This window comes from Magnetofaba australis IT-1 (assembly GCF_002109495.1).
In the GTDB taxonomy this organism is placed as follows: Bacteria; Pseudomonadota; Magnetococcia; order Magnetococcales; family Magnetococcaceae; genus Magnetofaba; species Magnetofaba australis.
The window spans coordinates 245841-261231 of the sequence record NZ_LVJN01000015.1 but is presented as its reverse complement, the minus strand read 5'-3'; the positions used below and the strand labels follow the sequence as shown (position 1 = coordinate 261231).

13 protein-coding genes are annotated in these 15391 nt (G+C 64.8%); 7 read left to right on the top strand and 6 right to left on the bottom strand.

Going from position 1 to position 15391, the window contains the following annotated elements:
- Positions 1–60: 60 nt before the first annotated feature.
- Positions 61–1032 carry a TIGR01459 family HAD-type hydrolase gene (locus MAIT1_RS03410; protein WP_158089287.1) on the bottom strand — a complete coding sequence of 324 codons (972 nt, stop codon included), beginning with the start codon at positions 1030–1032 and terminating at the stop codon, positions 61–63.
- Between the two features lie 158 nt (positions 1033–1190).
- Here MAIT1_RS03410 and MAIT1_RS03405 point away from each other — a divergent pair, with 158 nt between their 5' ends.
- Entirely contained in the window at positions 1191–2117 is a 927-nt protein-coding gene (locus MAIT1_RS03405) for a selenium metabolism-associated LysR family transcriptional regulator (RefSeq protein ID WP_085440748.1), read from the top strand.
- A gap of 7 nt (positions 2118–2124) precedes the next feature.
- Here MAIT1_RS03405 and MAIT1_RS03400 read toward each other — a convergent pair whose 3' ends face one another.
- Positions 2125–4221 carry an O-linked N-acetylglucosamine transferase, SPINDLY family protein gene (locus MAIT1_RS03400; protein WP_158089286.1) on the bottom strand — a complete coding sequence of 699 codons (2097 nt, stop codon included), beginning with the start codon at positions 4219–4221 and terminating at the stop codon, positions 2125–2127.
- Positions 4222–4356: 135 nt separating this feature from the next.
- Here MAIT1_RS03400 and MAIT1_RS03395 point away from each other — a divergent pair, with 135 nt between their 5' ends.
- Both MAIT1_RS03395 and MAIT1_RS03390 read left to right on the top strand, forming a co-directional pair.
- Positions 4357–5322, top strand: a complete 966-nt coding sequence (locus MAIT1_RS03395; RefSeq protein WP_085440746.1) for a methyltransferase domain-containing protein — start codon at positions 4357–4359, stop codon at positions 5320–5322.
- A 295-nt stretch (positions 5323–5617) separates the two neighbouring features.
- Positions 5618–6415: a class I SAM-dependent methyltransferase gene (locus MAIT1_RS03390; RefSeq protein ID WP_085440745.1), complete on the top strand. Its 798-nt coding sequence runs from the start codon at positions 5618–5620 to the stop codon at positions 6413–6415.
- On the opposite strand, the gene MAIT1_RS03385 is transcribed toward MAIT1_RS03390, so the two are convergent.
- Both MAIT1_RS03385 and MAIT1_RS03380 read right to left on the bottom strand, forming a co-directional pair.
- Positions 6412–6780: a type II toxin-antitoxin system death-on-curing family toxin gene (locus tag MAIT1_RS03385; protein ID WP_158089285.1), complete on the bottom strand. Its 369-nt coding sequence runs from the start codon at positions 6778–6780 to the stop codon at positions 6412–6414. The two genes, MAIT1_RS03390 and MAIT1_RS03385, sit on opposite strands and share 4 nt — an antisense overlap.
- 26 nt (positions 6781–6806) lie before the next feature.
- Positions 6807–7028 (bottom strand): AbrB/MazE/SpoVT family DNA-binding domain-containing protein, encoded by a 222-nt coding sequence (locus tag MAIT1_RS03380; protein ID WP_085440743.1) that lies wholly within the window; start codon positions 7026–7028, stop codon positions 6807–6809.
- 318 nt (positions 7029–7346) lie between these two features.
- On the opposite strand from MAIT1_RS03380, the gene MAIT1_RS03375 reads away from it, so the two are divergent.
- Positions 7347–7529, top strand: coding sequence for a hypothetical protein (locus MAIT1_RS03375; protein WP_085440742.1), 183 nt, complete (start codon positions 7347–7349; stop codon positions 7527–7529).
- Here MAIT1_RS03375 and MAIT1_RS03370 read toward each other — a convergent pair whose 3' ends face one another.
- Complete coding sequence (locus tag MAIT1_RS03370) at positions 7530–7934, bottom strand: hypothetical protein (RefSeq protein WP_143814630.1); 405 nt, start codon at positions 7932–7934, stop codon at positions 7530–7532.
- Positions 7921–8955, bottom strand: a complete 1035-nt coding sequence (locus tag MAIT1_RS03365) for an alpha/beta hydrolase (RefSeq protein ID WP_085440740.1) — start codon at positions 8953–8955, stop codon at positions 7921–7923. Before MAIT1_RS03365 ends, MAIT1_RS03370 begins: the two co-directional genes overlap by 14 nt.
- A gap of 227 nt (positions 8956–9182) precedes the next feature.
- On the opposite strand from MAIT1_RS03365, the gene MAIT1_RS03360 reads away from it, so the two are divergent.
- The 3 genes from MAIT1_RS03360 (at position 9183) to MAIT1_RS03350 (ending at position 15362) form a co-directional block, all read left to right on the top strand.
- The gene (locus MAIT1_RS03360; protein ID WP_085440738.1) at positions 9183–10910 is read left to right on the top strand and encodes a nitroreductase family protein; all 1728 of its coding nucleotides are present in this window, start codon (positions 9183–9185) and stop codon (positions 10908–10910) included.
- 232 nt (positions 10911–11142) lie between these two features.
- Positions 11143–12252 carry an efflux RND transporter periplasmic adaptor subunit gene (locus tag MAIT1_RS03355; protein ID WP_085440736.1) on the top strand — a complete coding sequence of 370 codons (1110 nt, stop codon included), beginning with the start codon at positions 11143–11145 and terminating at the stop codon, positions 12250–12252.
- Positions 12249–15362, top strand: coding sequence for an efflux RND transporter permease subunit (locus MAIT1_RS03350; RefSeq protein WP_085440734.1), 3114 nt, complete (start codon positions 12249–12251; stop codon positions 15360–15362). Before MAIT1_RS03355 ends, MAIT1_RS03350 begins: the two co-directional genes overlap by 4 nt.
- Positions 15363–15391 lie beyond the last annotated feature (29 nt).

Genomic DNA, 15391 nt, shown 5'->3' with positions numbered 1-15391 from the left:
CTTGCGCTTGCGCTTGCGCTTGCAACTGACACTATCGAAATTCCGCGCGCGGCTCAAACCCTATGCCGCCGCGTCGGCGCCGATATCCGGCGTCACATGATCCGGCCATACGCTACGTTGATCGCACAGCTCGGCCCAGCCGCCGGGCAGCGTGCGGGCGATCAACCCCGCCACCCCGCTGAGGGTCAAACAGCAGTCGATGCCCGCAGCGCGCGCGCCCAGGATATCGGTCTCCAGTGAATCGCCCACCATCAACACGCGATTGCGCGCCACGCCCCGCAAAGTGGAGAGCGCCAAGTCAAACGCCGGGGCAAAGGGTTTGCCGATGCCCACCAGCGGCGCGCCGTAGGCCTCCGAGAGCAGCGCGGCGGTATAGCCGGAGACCGGATAGAAGCCGCCCTCGACGGTGACCACCACCAGATCGGGATTGGCCAGCAGAATCGGCGCTTGCGGCGCCCGCGCCAGCAGCGCCTCGGCCTGCTGCTGCTGCGGACCGCCGAAGAAGCTTTTGTCACTGCACATCAGCACCGACGCCGCGCCCTCGGCGGAATCGATGGCGGCGGGGGCGTAGGCCGTACGCCCCTCCTCGATGCCGATCCATAACTGCGTCTGCTGCTGATGCGCGCTCTGTTGCAGAAACGGACGCACCGCCATGCCGGAGGTGATCAGCTCCTCAGCGGTGAAATCAAACCCCTGCCGCCGCAATCCCGCCAGCACCGTGGTGGGAGCCTGGTTGGCGTTATTGGAGAGCACGCGCACCTGTTTGCCCGCCCGCCGCAGCGCCGATACCCGCTGCGGCGCGCCGGGGATCGCCTGAACGCCATGGGTCAGCACCCCATAGGCGTCCAGCAGCACCGCATCATACTCGGCCACAATGTGGCCAAAGGGCTCTGGCGCGCGCGCTTTGGGCTGGTTCAAGCGCGCCTCCAGGCTCGCATCGACGCCTGTGAGCATGGCGCGATAACGCCCCACATAGGGGGCCAATTGGGCGGCGCTGGAGATGTGCGGTTTGGCTGTGGGCAATTGATTCATGGGCAAACTGTTCGTTGTTTTAAACATTCGGTGAACGCCAGGGGTGGATTTTTTCCTCAATACAGGGTATTTAATTTTTTTATGTATGTCATCTTGCGGCGTCGTCCGGGATTCACCTGAACGACACGGTCCCGCCTCAAGCGTTCAGGGGGAGTTGGATGAGCTTTTCCGATACTCGGTTGCGCGTGTTTCACGCCGTAGCCAAACACCTCTCTTTTACCCGCGCCGCTGAGGAGCTCTACCTCACGCAGCCGGCGGTCACATTCCAGATCCGTCAGCTGGAGGAGCACTTCGACACCCGCCTGTTCGACCGGCACCACAACCGCATCTCCCTGACCGAAGCGGGGGTGGTGGTGTTCGACTACGCCGAGCGCATCCTGGAGCTCTATCGGGAGACCGAAAAGGCCATCAGCGAGATGACCGGAGTGACCCGGGGGGTGGTCAAAGTGGGCGCCTCCACCACCATTGGCGAATATCTGCTGCCGCGCATTCTGTCGGACTACCATGAGCGCTTCAATGACGTGCAGGTGCAGATGACCATCGACAACACCCGCACCGTCATCCGCAAGCTGGAGGACGCCACCATCGACGTGGGCATGGTGGAGGGGCCGGTCAAGAACAAGAACATCCACCGCGAACCGTGCACCGAAGATGAGCTGCTGGTGATCTGCCCGGTGGACCATCCCCTGCTGGAGTTCGATGAGATTCCGGTGCAGAAACTCAAGGAATACCCCTTTGTCAGCCGTGAAGAGGGCTCCGGCACCCGCGCGGTGATCACCGAACACCTGGGCAAGGCGGGCCTCAACTATGACCACCTGGACATCGTGTTGGAGCTGGGCAGCACCGAGGCGGTGAAAGGCGCGGTGGAGGGCGGCATCGGCGTGGGCATGGTCTCCTCGGCCAGCCTGCGCAAGGAGATCAAACTGGGTTCGCTGATTCCCCGCCGCATCGCCGGGGTGAGCATCACCCGCACCATCCACTTCGTGCACCAGAAGCAGAAATTCCGCTCCAAAGCGGTGGAGGCGTTCTACCAGTTCGCCAAGGAGCGCTGCGCCGGTCAGATGATCGACGACTTCCCGCTGTAGGATTGCCTCAACTCTGCGCGCGGCGCGCGGCGCACCAGTCGCGCCACAGCCGCCGCATCATCTGCTCCAGAATCACCGTATAACCGGCGTGATCACTCAGCGGCCCGTGCAACAGCGCGGGCCGCATCTGTTCGCGCATACGCTTAAGCTCATCGGGCTCGGCGGCCAGCGCCAGCGCAGTCTCCACATACGCCTCCGGCCCCGCCGCCACCAGCTCCGGCAGTCCAGCGGCGTGCAGGTGCGCCACGCTGTGGCGTCCGGCCAACCGTCCGGCGTCCAGCGCCACCACCGGAACCCCCATCCACAACGCCTCAATGGTGGTCAGCCCGCCCGAATAGGGGAACGGGTCCAGGGCGATATCCATGCGGTTGTAGCTGGCGAGAAAATCGGCGTGGGGCGCGCCCCCTTCCAGAAGCAACCGTTCGGGCTCGACGCCACGCTTGGCGAACGCCTCCACAAAGCGGGCGCGATTGGGCGCATCCCCCAGCGGTTTGGCCTTGAGCAGCAGGCGCGCGCCGGGCAGACGCTGGAGGATGCGCGCCCACAGGTCGAACACCCGTTCATTGATCTTGGCCGGGTTGTTGAAGCAGCCGAAGATGATGTGACCGTTCTGCAGACACGGCGGCGGCGCGACTGCGGGCATGTAGTCGGGCGGCGCGTAGATCACATTGTCCATGGGCATGCGCAGAATCCGCTCGGAGAACTGATCCTCGCAGCCAGCGGGGAACTGGTGCGGATCGCCCACCACTGCATCCATGGCCTGCAGGCCGGTGCTGGAAAAACAGCCGCCGCCGAGAATCTGCACCGGCGCGGCGCGCTGGGCAAACACCCGCAGGCGATTGCCCCGGGTGTGGCCGGAGAGATCCACCAGCACGTCGATGCGGTCGTCGCGAATGCGCTCGAGCAGTTGGTTGTCGGACCACGCCGCGCAGTCGACCCACGCATCCACCGCCGCGCGGGCGCGCTCGGTGAGCCAGTCGGGCTGGGTCAAGTTGGAGTAGACCGTCACCCGCACCGCGTTGCCATCGTGATTTTGCAAAATCGGCAGAGTGAAAAAGCCCAACGGGTGCTGTTTCAAGTCCGCCGAGACATAGCCGACGTTCAGAATGCGCTCGGGGTCGGGATCGTTGTGGCAGGGGTTCTGCGCCGGGGTGAGGGGATCGGCGAAACGGGCGCACCAGTCGCGCAGTTCAGCAAACAGCGCCTTAGGCCCCAGCTCCGGCGCATAGTGCATGGAGAAGGCCAGATTGGCGTGCAGCTCCGCCTGGTCTGGTTTGCGCGCCAGCCCTTCGCGATAGGTCGCCAAGGCCTCGGTTACGCGCCCCTGGTCGGTGTAGGCGTTGGCCAGATTGTTATATCCCGCCACCAGTTCGGGATTGATCCGCAGCGCCTCCCGCAGCGCCTCCACCGCCGCCTCCTGGCGTCCGGTCTCACGCAACAGGCAACCCAGAGCGTTGTAGCTCTCCGCCATGGCGGGCCGCGCCGCAATCACCTGCCGGTAGCAGCGTTCGGCCTCCTCATACGCCCCGCGCGCCTGCAACAGCATGCCCAAGGTGTGGCGCGCCTCATCATCCTCCGGGTTCATGGCCAATGCGCCGCGCAGCGCCGACTCCGCCTCCTGCACGCGCCCCTGGACGCGCAGCGCCATGCCGAGTTGGGCGTGCAGCAGCGGATTGTTGGGGTCATGCTCCAGCGCTTCATTCACCGCAAGCTCCGCCTCTTTGCCGCGTCCGGCGCGGCGCAGCGCCGCACTCAGATTCACCGTTGCGCTGGTCAACCTCGGATTGAGGCTCAAAGCGTGGCGGTAGAGGGTCTCGGCCTCGGCGTAACGTTCCAGATCGGTGAGAATATTGCCCAGCACCATATACGCTTCGGCGTAGTTTGGGTGCGCTTCAATGGCTTGCATCAACAGTCCGGAGGCCTCTTCGATGCGCTTGGCGCCCTGCAGCAGAATCGCCAGATTATGCAGCGTCTGCGGGTGGTTGGGCGCCACCGCGAGAATCTGCCGATAGAGCGCTTCGGCGCGATCGCGCTCGCCCTGTTCGTGCCAGTCGCACGCCTGTTCAAAGGCCTGTTCCAAGGTGACGTTGACGGTTTGATTCATGTCGAGTCCGAACTGTATCAAGGGAGGGAGACACCGCAGCATGGCCCTTGGATTGGTGCGGGTCCAGGAATTTTGGCTTGGCGTGCGGGGCCAACCATGCTATTAGTTTGATACTTTACCTCTCTGGAGTTCGTCATGTCCGCACGCAACGCCTTCATCGCCAGCCTCGCGCAGGAACCGTTTGCGCAGTTTCGCCAAGAGCAGTTGGCCGCCTTTGGACCGGATCTGGACGACATCTCCCTGCACTGGCTGGAGCGAGCGATGATCCCCCTGTGGGGACGGCGCTGTCTGAGCCTGCTGCCCGCCGCCGAGGCGCAAGCGGTGGATGGCGCGCGCCTGATGATCGCCCGCGGGGTGCTTTCGCGTCTGAACGAAAAGCGCGATTTTGTCATCGAGGCGCTGGAGCCGCTGGGCGATCCGGCGCGCAGCGCCGAGGAGAAGGCGGGGCTGGCCGACACCCTGATGGTGGCCAGCGCCTACATGCCGCTGCTGTTCCACGCCGTGCATCGCGACTATGAGCGCCCCTATGGCTTGGATCTCATCGGCAGCCACGCCCCGGGCGGACCTGGCGCGCGTCTGGCGCAGGCGGCGGGGGGCAACCCCTATGAGCCGTGCCCGCCGGATCTGCTGCGCGATGGATTGAACCGCCTGCCGCTGGAGCCGCAACAGACCCGCTTTGTGGATCTGGGCTGCGGCAAGGGGTTGGGGCTGCTGGTGGCTGCCGAGCGTCCGTTTGCGCAGATGGTGGGCATTGAGTTGGAGCCCACCCTGGCGCAGATCGCGCGGGAGAATCTGGCCCGTTATCCTCAGGAGAAGCGGGCCTGCGGCGATATCGCCATCGTCGAGGGCGACGCCCTGAGCGCCCCCTGGCCCGAAGGCGATGTGGTGGTCTATCTGTTCAACACCCTCACCGAGCCGCTGATGCCGCTGCTGCGGGAGCGGCTGGAGCGCATCGCCCAGGCGGGGCATCGGGCGTGGGTGGTCTACATCGAACCGCTGCATCTGTCAGCGTTGGAGGCCTCCCCCGCCGCGCGGCTGCTGCACAAGCAGATCAACATGGCGCTGCTGGCCTTCTCCCCCAGTGGAGAGCGGCTGCATTAATCTCTTTAGTGGTCATGCGGGGGGACGATGAAAGAGACTGGGGCTTCGCTCCAGACCCCGACCAGGGCGCCGCCCTCATTTGGCGCATGTCGGGGAGAAGAGAGAAGAGACTGGGGCTTCGCCCCAGACCCCGACCAGGGCTTTGCCCTGGACCCATGAGGGCGCCGCCCTCAACCCGCCAGGCCAATGGGGACAAATCCCGATTTCCCTGGACCCTTGTTAGTTTTACTGTGGGCGCACACTCGGACTCCGTGCTTGGCCCTCTGTATATTTGTGACCACAAGAGATTTTTGCTATGTCGCAATCCTATCTCTTTCATGACGCCGCCGAGGCCCAGGAGTACGCCCGCCTCCTCGCCCTGGCCGCCTGCGCCGACCCCCTCACCCTGGCGCGCATGGCCCGCATCGGCCTCGCCAAAGGCTGGCGCGTGCTGGAGATCGGCCCCGGCGCCGGAACCCTGCTCGCCCCCCTGGCCGAGCAGGTGGGCGAATCCGGCGCCGTGGACGCCATCGAACGCGATGTCCGCTACCTGCGCGACTTCACCCCTGAACCCATTCGCATCATCGCCCAAGACGCCCTGCAGTGGTCGCCGCCTGCGGACGATCCAGGCTATGACCTGATCCATCTGCGCTACGTGCTGATTCACCAAGCCGACGGCGCGGCGCTGGCCCAACGCTGCGCCCAGTGGCTCAAACCCGGCGGCTGGCTGTTGCTTGAGGAGCCCGACTTCACCCAGTGCCGCGCCATCGACGCCCCGGCGCCGGTGGCGCATCACATCAACCGCGTGCACGACGCCATCTGCGCGCTGTTCGAAAGCAAAGGGCTGGACCCCGCCTTCGGACAACGCCTGCCCAATCTGCTGCGCGCCCTCACGCCCGATTCCCTGGTGGTGGAGAATCACGCCCCCATCGTCCCCGGCGGCGCGCCGCAAGCGGAGGTGATGGCGCTCTCCGCCGACCACCTGAGCGCCGCCTACGCCGCCACCGGCTACTGTAATCTGGAGAATGTGGAAGAGTATCGCCACGCGCTGCGCAATCCGCGCCTGTGGACGCTACCGCTGCCCACCGTGGCGGCGTGGGGACGGCGCAACTAGGCTGTTTCCGAACGCTCTACGCAGCCTGCCTGAATCCACGTCGCCAGCGCCTCTTCATCCATTTCGCCACTGGCCACGCGCAGCACCGCCTGCTCGGCGTCGCGCTCGGTAACGTCCAGATTCCAGCCATTGCGCGCCAGAAACACCAGCGCCACGGCAAATCCGATGCGTTTATTGCCATCAATGAAGGGATGGTGCGTCTTGGTCAGAGCAAACAGGTAGGCGGCGGCCAGATGAAAAAGGTCTGCTTGGGCGTATTCATACAAATTGTGGGGGCGCGCCAGGGCGGCCTTCAGGCTCTCCTCAGAGCGCAAGCCGGGCGCGCCGCCATCGCGTTCCAACAACAACGCGTGCATGCGTTGCACAATGTCCGCGCGATCGACCCACTGAATCATTTCGCCAAACGGCGGAAGGCGTTGCCATAGCGCCCCACGGACTCGTGAAACAGCGCCATGCATTCGCTGTATTCGGCATCCGCCTTGGTCAGCAGAATCCCCTCTTTGGTGGCGGAGATATCCACCTGATCCCCCACCTCAATGTCGTACTGACGACGCACCTCGGCGGGTAGAGACACCCCCACGGAGTTTCCTTGCTGCGTGACTTTCCTTAACATGACGCCCCTCCTTTTTCATGTAAGAATTACAGTTCTTACATGAAAAAGCAAGCGCGATGAACCGCGCTGAGCATGGCCAATCTCGCCGCGCGCCACACAATGGCGGATTTCTTGACGTTATTTCCGCGCACTGGGCGCAACTTACCATAATTCCGACAAATTCCCGGCGTTATTTGGTCCATTTATCAGCCAAAACGCAGATTATGGTGGAAATTGTCGACTCAATCGTCTTTGGCCCGGAACCTGCTCAGTAGTGAAGCGTTCCGGCGACATCGGTCCGCGTCGGCGCGCCTCTTTAACGGACCGGGAGTTACACACATGTTCAAACGCTCCGCCCCGTCGGCCCAGCTGCAAACCTCCTGGCTCACCATGCTGCGTGAGCGTGGCATGAACGACCTGACCCAGGCCCGCGAGACCGGCGGCGTACTGCGTCGTTATGACAAGCAGCCCAAGAACACCCGCATTCGCCTGACCCCCGGGTTGGCCTATCTGCAACAGTGATTACGGCGGCTCGGCCATGGCGATGCGCAGGGTGAGCAACCCGCGATTGTTGCCATAGCAGAGCCTCAGATCGTTGGCGAAGATCCATAAACGCCCACTGTGGCGCGCCACGATCGCTTGTGTTTGCCCCAGCGCAAACGCCGCACTGCGATGACGACCAATGCTCCCCGCCAGGGCGCACCAGCCCGCAGCGGGGAGCGGTCGCAGCCCCTCCGTTAAGCGCATGGCCAGATTGGCGCTCGGCGCCCCCTGCATGGGGTCGGCGATGGGGATCGTGCGGTCGAACCACGGATCCAACACCCGCTCCACCGCGAATGTCAAACGCTGACCGGCGCGCACGTCGACGCCGCTGTCATTCCAGCGTCGACGCGCGCGCACCCGCATCCGCGCCTCAACCGCGCTCATCATCCTCTAACAACCACTGATCGCGATCCTCCGGTTGCCACACGCACTGCCCGGCGTTGCGCTGCAGCCCCTTGACCCGATGCGCCGGTTTGCCAGTCAACGCCGCCTGGAAGAACGCTTTGACGCCGGTATGTTTCTTGGCCGCCGTCTCATACATGCGATGGGTCGCCCCCACTTTCGGCGTATCGGTGAAGTCCACGTAGATCGCCGCCTCGCTCTGCCCGGCGCAGCGGGACATCTGCCCCAAACGCTTGGGATTCACCTTGTCGGAGATATTGAGCACGGAGTCATACTCGTTGATGGTGACATAGACCTGCCCGCGCGGCGTCAGCAGCGGGACCCAATCCCCGTGGCGGTCATAGTCCACATCCGCCGAACACAGCACGATGTTCTTGAAGATATTGGTCTCGTCGGCGTCGTGGTGGTTGGAGCGGATGTACTGCTCAAGCAGATAGTTGCCCTGGCTGTAGGTCATCATGCTGATATCCGCCTCGCAGCCCGCCTGGCGCAGGGTGCGCCAGTAGAGCCCCAGGGTGGTCAGGGCGCGGTCGAACGCCAGCGAAGACAGGCGCGCGTTGAGCGCCGCCTTCTTGTACTCGGCGTACTTGGCCAGTAGGAATTGCGGACCGGGGTTGGAGGGCCAGGAGAACAAAATCACGTTGACTGTGTAGCGTTTGGCCATCTTCAGACAGGTCTTCACCGACTCTTCAAACGAGGTGTTGAAGCCATGTGCGAAGAAGACCCAGCGAAACAGCGCCCGCTCTCCAGCCGTGAGAGACTCCCCGCCCGCCAGTTTGACCTGGGCGTTCTGAATCGCGGTTTGCGACCCTTCAAACAGGGAGCGACTGGGCGAACTGGCGGGGTCCGAGCTATCGGGTAGCAGCTGCATGCTCCACGAGTCGGCGTCTCCATTAATCACGCCAACGCGCAGATTATGCCCATTACTCTCCCCCAACTCCTCGCCAAACCAACCGTCATTGCCTTCGCGCTCCACATTGCGATTACTGACTACAATAACCATAAATCCATCCCCTTTTTTCAGAACAGAGCGTTCATATAGAATTCAAATTATCATCATGAGTAATTTGATAGCAGATTAACGAGAATACATCAAAAAGTATTTGAATATTATATAACTGTTATACTTATACTCAGAAATGCGGGCGCGACTTGCCTCCCTGCGCAATCCCAGGCATGCTGGATCTCCGCTGCGCCTCGCTCACCCCATCCCGCCCAACGGGAGAGATCATGTCCGACACCGGTTTTCCGCAACAGCCCGAAGAGCTGATCCGTTTCTATCACAACCGCGTCAAGCATCGGCCCCAGGAGTTCGCCCCCGGCCCCGGCGGCATGGACTGGGCCACCCAGCCCGACCCGTTCCGTGATTTTCACGGCGCTCCGGCGGTGATTCTGCCGCTGGCCGCCGACGGCTTGCGCGTCCCCTTCGCTGATCTGGATCGCGCCGACGGCGTGGAGCCGCGCCCGCTGACCATGAACACCTTGGCGGCGCTGTTTGAACTCTCGTTGGGGCTGGCGGCGTGGAAATCCATCAGCGGCCAGCGCTGGGCGCTGCGCTGCAACCCCTCCTCGGGCAATCTGCACCCCACCGAGGGGTATCTGGTGATGGGCGGCGAACCGACTCACGGCGCCCCCCTGCCCCACAGCGGCGTGTATCACTACAACGCCCTCAACCACACTCTGGAGCAGCGCGCCGAGCTGGACCCCGAGGAGGCCGCCGCCTGCCTGCCCGAGGGGACTTTCCTATTGGGACTCTCCAGCATCCACTGGCGCGAGGAGTGGAAGTATGGCGAGCGCGCTTACCGCTACTGCCAGTTGGACGTGGGACACGCCATTGCAGGCGTGCGTTACGCCGCCGCCGCCCTGGGGTGGCGCGTGCTCGCCCTGAGCGAACCGGCTGACGGCGACACCCTGCAACTGTTGGGGCTGGATCAATCCCTGCCCCCCGCCGCCGCCGAAGTGGAGGTTGAGGCGCCGGACCTGCTGCTATGGATTGACACCCGCGACGCCGACGATCTGGCTGATGATCCTGATCTGGATCCCCACCCGCCCAGCCCCGAACGCATCGCCGATCTGGCGGGCGCCGCAGCGGGGACGCGCTGGCAGGGCGACCCCAACAAATTGAGCGGTCGCCACAGCCATGAGTGGCCCATTGTCGCAGCGGTCTCCCGCGCCACCTTCAAAGGCGTCACCGAGAGCTATATCGCCCCGCCCACCGAGCCGCCGCCCATGGAGGCGACGCCCACCACGCAGAAGGCGGCGGATCTGATTCGCAATCGCCGCAGCGCGCAATCCTTTGACGCCAACGTCTCCATCGATCGCGACGCCTTCTATCGCATCCTCGACCGTCTGGTCCCGCGCCCGGGCATCGCCCCGTGGGACGCCCAGAGCTGGCCGCTGCGCCTGCACCCCATGCTGTTTGTGCATCGGGTGCGCGGCTTGCCCGCCGGGCTCTACGCCCTGCCGCGCAGTGAATCCGGCGAGATGGCTCTGCGCGAGAGCATGCGCGAAACCTTCGCCTGGGTGAAACCGGACACCTGCCCCGAGTCACTCAACCTCTACCTGCTGGCGGCGGGGGATCTGCGCGAACACGCCAAGGTCATCTCCTGCTCGCAGGATATCGCCTCGGACAGCGCCTTCAGCCTGGGCATGCTGGCGGAGTTCGATAGCGGCTTGGAGCCTGGTTCACATGGGGGTCCGCACGGATATCGTCAGATGTATTGGGAGGCGGGCATGCTGGGCCAGGCGCTCTATCTGGGCGCCGAGGCCGAAGGGGTCAATGGCACCGGCATCGGCTGTTTCCTGGACGATCTGTTGCATGAGATATTAACTCTCGAAGGAACCCGGATGCAGAGTCTCTACCACTTCACCGTGGGCGGCGGGCTGGAGGATGATCGCCTCACCACCGAGCCGCCGTATGGTCACTTGAGCGATCGCCCCAAGGCGGAGTGGATTTGAGCATGAATTGGTTATGGGGAAAATGAAAGATATCGAGGGCTGCGCCCTCGAGCTCCCAAAAGCAAAGACCAAACCGTGGGGCGCCGCCCCACGCCCCGCTGGGGGCGCGGCCCCCAGACCCCGGAAAAGGCGGCCATAAATGTCCGCCTTTTCCACCTGTTGAGATTCGCGCACGCCCCTTGGACCGTGCGCCAATTTGACTCCGACCGCACCTGATTAAGGACTCCCGGCCATGACGCGCCGCACTCTCCCCGCTCCCGCCATCGCCACAATCATGGCTCTGCTGGCCATGCTGCTTGCTCCCCCAGCCGGGGCCAAGGAGAAGAAGGAGGCCCCGCCGCCGCCGGTGCGCACCCAAGCCACCATCGCGCAACAGGGCGGCGACGCCGTCAAGGTCAGCGCCACCATCCTGGCCGTGCGTCAGGGCGCAGCCGCCGCGCGGGTGGCCGGCCTGGTGGACAGCGTGGCGGTGCGCGCAGGCGACCGCGTGGCGCGCGGCCAAACCCTGGCCAGCCTGGATGATGCGGAAGCGCGTCGCCAATTCGCCATCAAACTGGCCGAACGCGAAGAGGCTAACGCGCGCCTGGAGAAAGCGCGCTCGGACCTCAAACGCGATCGGGAGCTGATTGCGCGCAAGACCATCTCCGCCTCCCGCCTCATCGAAAGCGAGGCGGAACTGGCCATTCGCCAAGCCCTGCTCAAGCGCGCCGACGCCGAATTGGCCTTGGCCCGCGACGCGCTCAACTGGCTCACCATCACCGCCCCCTATGACGCCGTGGTCACCCAGCGTCTGGCGCAGCCCGGGGCGTGGATCGACCAGGGCGACGCCGTGGCTCAGCTGCTCGATCCCAACGACCTGGAGGCGCGCGCGGCCATGCCTGAAGCCATGGCGCGCGGCCTGCAACCGGGCGCAACGGCGCAGCTCACCTTCTCCGGCGACGGCAAACGCTGGCCCATCACCCTGCGCGCCGCCCCGCCCAGCAGCGACCCGGTGAGCCGCAACCGCATGACCTGGTGGAAGCTGCCCGAGGGCGCCCCCGCCGTGGCCGGTCAGGAGGCTTTGATCACCTTCACCGTCGGCGCCGCCGAGGGGATTTTGGTCCCCAAAGACGCCATCATTCGCAAAGGCGGCAAAGCCTCGGTGTTCGTGGTGGGCGCAGACAATACGGTGCAGCCCAAAGCGGTCGCCTTGGGCCGTTCGGTGGGGGGATATTTCCAAGCATTGGAGGGACTCGCCATTGGCGAAACGGTGGTGGTGCGCGGCAATGAGCGCCTGCGCCCGGGGCAGACGGTCAATCCCGCCCCGCTGGAGGCCGACGCCGCCGAGGAAGTCAAACCATGAACCTCGTCAACGCCGCAGCCCACCGCCCGGTGGCGGTGACGGTGGGCGTGCTGTTGGTGCTGATGTTCGGCCTGCTGGCGCTGAGCAACATCCCCATTCAGCTCACCCCCGACGTGCGCAAACCGCAGTTGACGGTCACCACCCAGTGGCCCGGCGCCGCCCCCGGCGAGGTCGAGAGCGAACTGACCATCCCCCAGGAGGAGGCGCTCAAGGCGCTCTCCGGTCTGGAGAATATGGAGTCCACCTCCTCCTACGGTCGCGCCCGCCTGGCGCTCACCTTCCGCGTGGGCACGGACATGGACGCCGCCCTGGTGCAGGTCTCCAACGAGTTGCAGCGGGTCAAGAACTACCCCACCGAGGCTGAACGCCCCACCCTGCGCACCGCCGACTCCGAGGACCGCCCCATCACCTGGATGCTGCTGCAACGCGCCGATCCCGATGACCTCAGCTCGGTGGACGGCTATCTGGAGCTGGTGGAGGAGCACATTCAACCGCTGTTTGAGCGCATTCCCGGGGTGGCCACGGTCAACGTCTACGGCGGCCGCGACACCGAACTGCGCATCACCGTGGACCCGGCGCAACTGGCGGCGCGCAAACTCACCTTGAACGATCTGGTCAGTGTGCTGCGCCGCGAGAGCGCCGACATCTCCGCCGGCAAGGTGGATGAGGGCAAACGCAGCTACACCGTGCGCACCCTGGGGCGCATCGATACGCCGGAGAAGGCGCGCGCGGTGGTGGTGGCCAGCGGCGACGGCGGCCCGGTGACTCTGGGCGACTTGGCCGACGTCGACTGGGCGCTGCAGGATCCTTCCGTGCATGTGCGCGGCATGGGGCGGTCGGCCATGGCCATCAACTGCGTGCGCGAACAGGGCGCCAATGTGCTGGAGGTGATGGCCGACGTGCACAAAATGGTCGAGCGGCTCAATACGGGGGTGCTGGCCAAGAACAACCTGCGCATTGAGGTCAAGTACGACGAGACCGACTACATCTACGACGCCCTGGCGTTGGTGCGGCAGAACCTGTTCATCGGCGGCGCGCTGGCCATGGCGGTGCTGCTGCTGTTTCTGCGCAGCGCCTCGGCCACGGTGATCATCGCGTTGGCGATCCCCATTTCGCTGATCGGCGCGTTCCTCATCATGGCCGCTGCCGGACGCACCATCAACGTCATCTCCCTGGCCGGTCTGGCCTTCGCCGTGGGCATGGTGGTGGACCCGGCCATCGTCACCCTGGAGAACATCGTGCGCCTGCGTCAGGCCGGTCTGGCGCGCTTTGAGGCGGCGGTGAAGGGGGTCAGCGAGGTGTGGGGGGCGATCTTCATCGCCACCGCCACCACCGTGGCGGTGTTCCTGCCGGTGGCGTGGTTGGATATCCAGGCGGCGCAACTGTTTGGCGATATCGCCGTGGCGCTGTGCGCGGCGGTGCTGTTCTCCCTGGTGGTCTCCACCACGGTGATCCCCACCCTGGCGGTGCGCCTGGGTCGGCAAGTGAGCATTGAAACCGATGACTCGCCGCAACGCCGTCCCATGGCCGACGCCATCGCCAATCTGGTGGCGCGCATCAACCGCAACACCGGCGCGCGTCTGGCGGTGATCATCGGCTTTATCGGCGCGCCCACCTGGCTCACACTGGTCAACGTGCCGCCTGCCGAATATCTGCCCTCGGGCAACCGCAACCTGATCTTCGGCCTGCTGGTGCCGCCGCCGGGCTACAACATCGACGAGATGACCCGTCTGGCGCAGAAGGTGGAGGAGCACATGCGCCCCTACTGGTTCGCCAAGCCCGAAACCGGCCTACCGTCGATGAAGCACTTCTTCTTCGGTTCGCGCGGCGACCGCGTGTTCATGGGCGGGGCGGCGGAGGATCCGGCGCGGGTCAAGGAGCTGCTGCCGGTGATCAAAAAGCCGATTCAGGAGCTGCCGGGGCTGTTCGGCGTGGTCAAACAGTCGAGCCTGTTTGAACGCGGCAGCGGGCGCGGGCGCTCCATTGAGCTGGATGTGAGCGGGCGCGATCTGGAGACCAGCATGGCGGTGGCCGCCGGTCTGTTCGGCGCGGTCAAACAGGCGATTCCCGATGTGCAGGCGCGCCCGGTGCCGGGTCTCTCCCTGGGCAGCCCGGAGCTGCATCTGATCCCCAACCGCCTGCGCGCCGCCGAAAACAGCCTCTCCGCCCAGGACGTGGGGCAGGCGGTGGACGCCTACGCCGATGGCGTGCAGGTGGATCAGTTCGTGCGCAATGGCCGCTCGGTGGATCTGACCCTGCGCGGCGATCCGCTGTTGGCGCAGCGCACCCAGGATCTGGGCAATCTGCCCATCGCCACCCCGCGCGGCGACATCATCCCGGTGGGCGCGGTCACCGACGTGGTGTTGGATTCCGGCCCCACCTCCATCCGCCGGGTGGAGCGCGAACGCACCGTCTCCCTGCGCATCTCACCGCCCGATGAGCTGGCCATGGAGAGCGCCATCAACATCGTGCGCGAGCAGGTGATGCAGCCCGCCATCGACAAGGGGTTGCCCGACGGCGTCACCCTGCGTCTGAGCGAAGGCGCCGACCAGTTGGCCCTGGCCAAGGAGGCCATGAGCGGCCAGTTCCTGCTGGCGCTGGCCATCACCTTCCTGCTCATGGCGGCGCTGTTCGAATCGTTCCTCTATCCCTTCGTTATCATCATCACCGTGCCGCTGGCGGCGTTCGGCGGCCTGCTGGGGCTGAAAACCCTCAATCTGTTTGTGCAGCAACCGCTGGATGTGCTCACCATGCTGGGCTTTGTGGCGCTGGTGGGCATCGTGGTCAACAACGCTATTCTCATCGTGCACCAGTCGCTCAACTTCATCCATCATGAGGGGATGAAGCACCAGCAGGCGGTGGTGGAGTCGGTGCGCATTCGCGTGCGGCCGATCTTTCTCTCCACCTTCACCTCGGTGTTCGGTCTGCTGCCGCTGGTGGCCTTCCCCGGAGCCGGTTCCGAACTCTATCGCGGCATGGGCAGCGTGATTCTGGGCGGCTTGCTGCTGGCCACCCTATTTACCCTGATTTTGGTTCCGGCCCTATTCTCCCTGGTGATGGGGCTGCGCGATCGCCTGCTCGGCGCCCACCCCGCCGCTGACGAGGCGTGAGAAACCTCCGGGCGATCAACAGAGCTGTT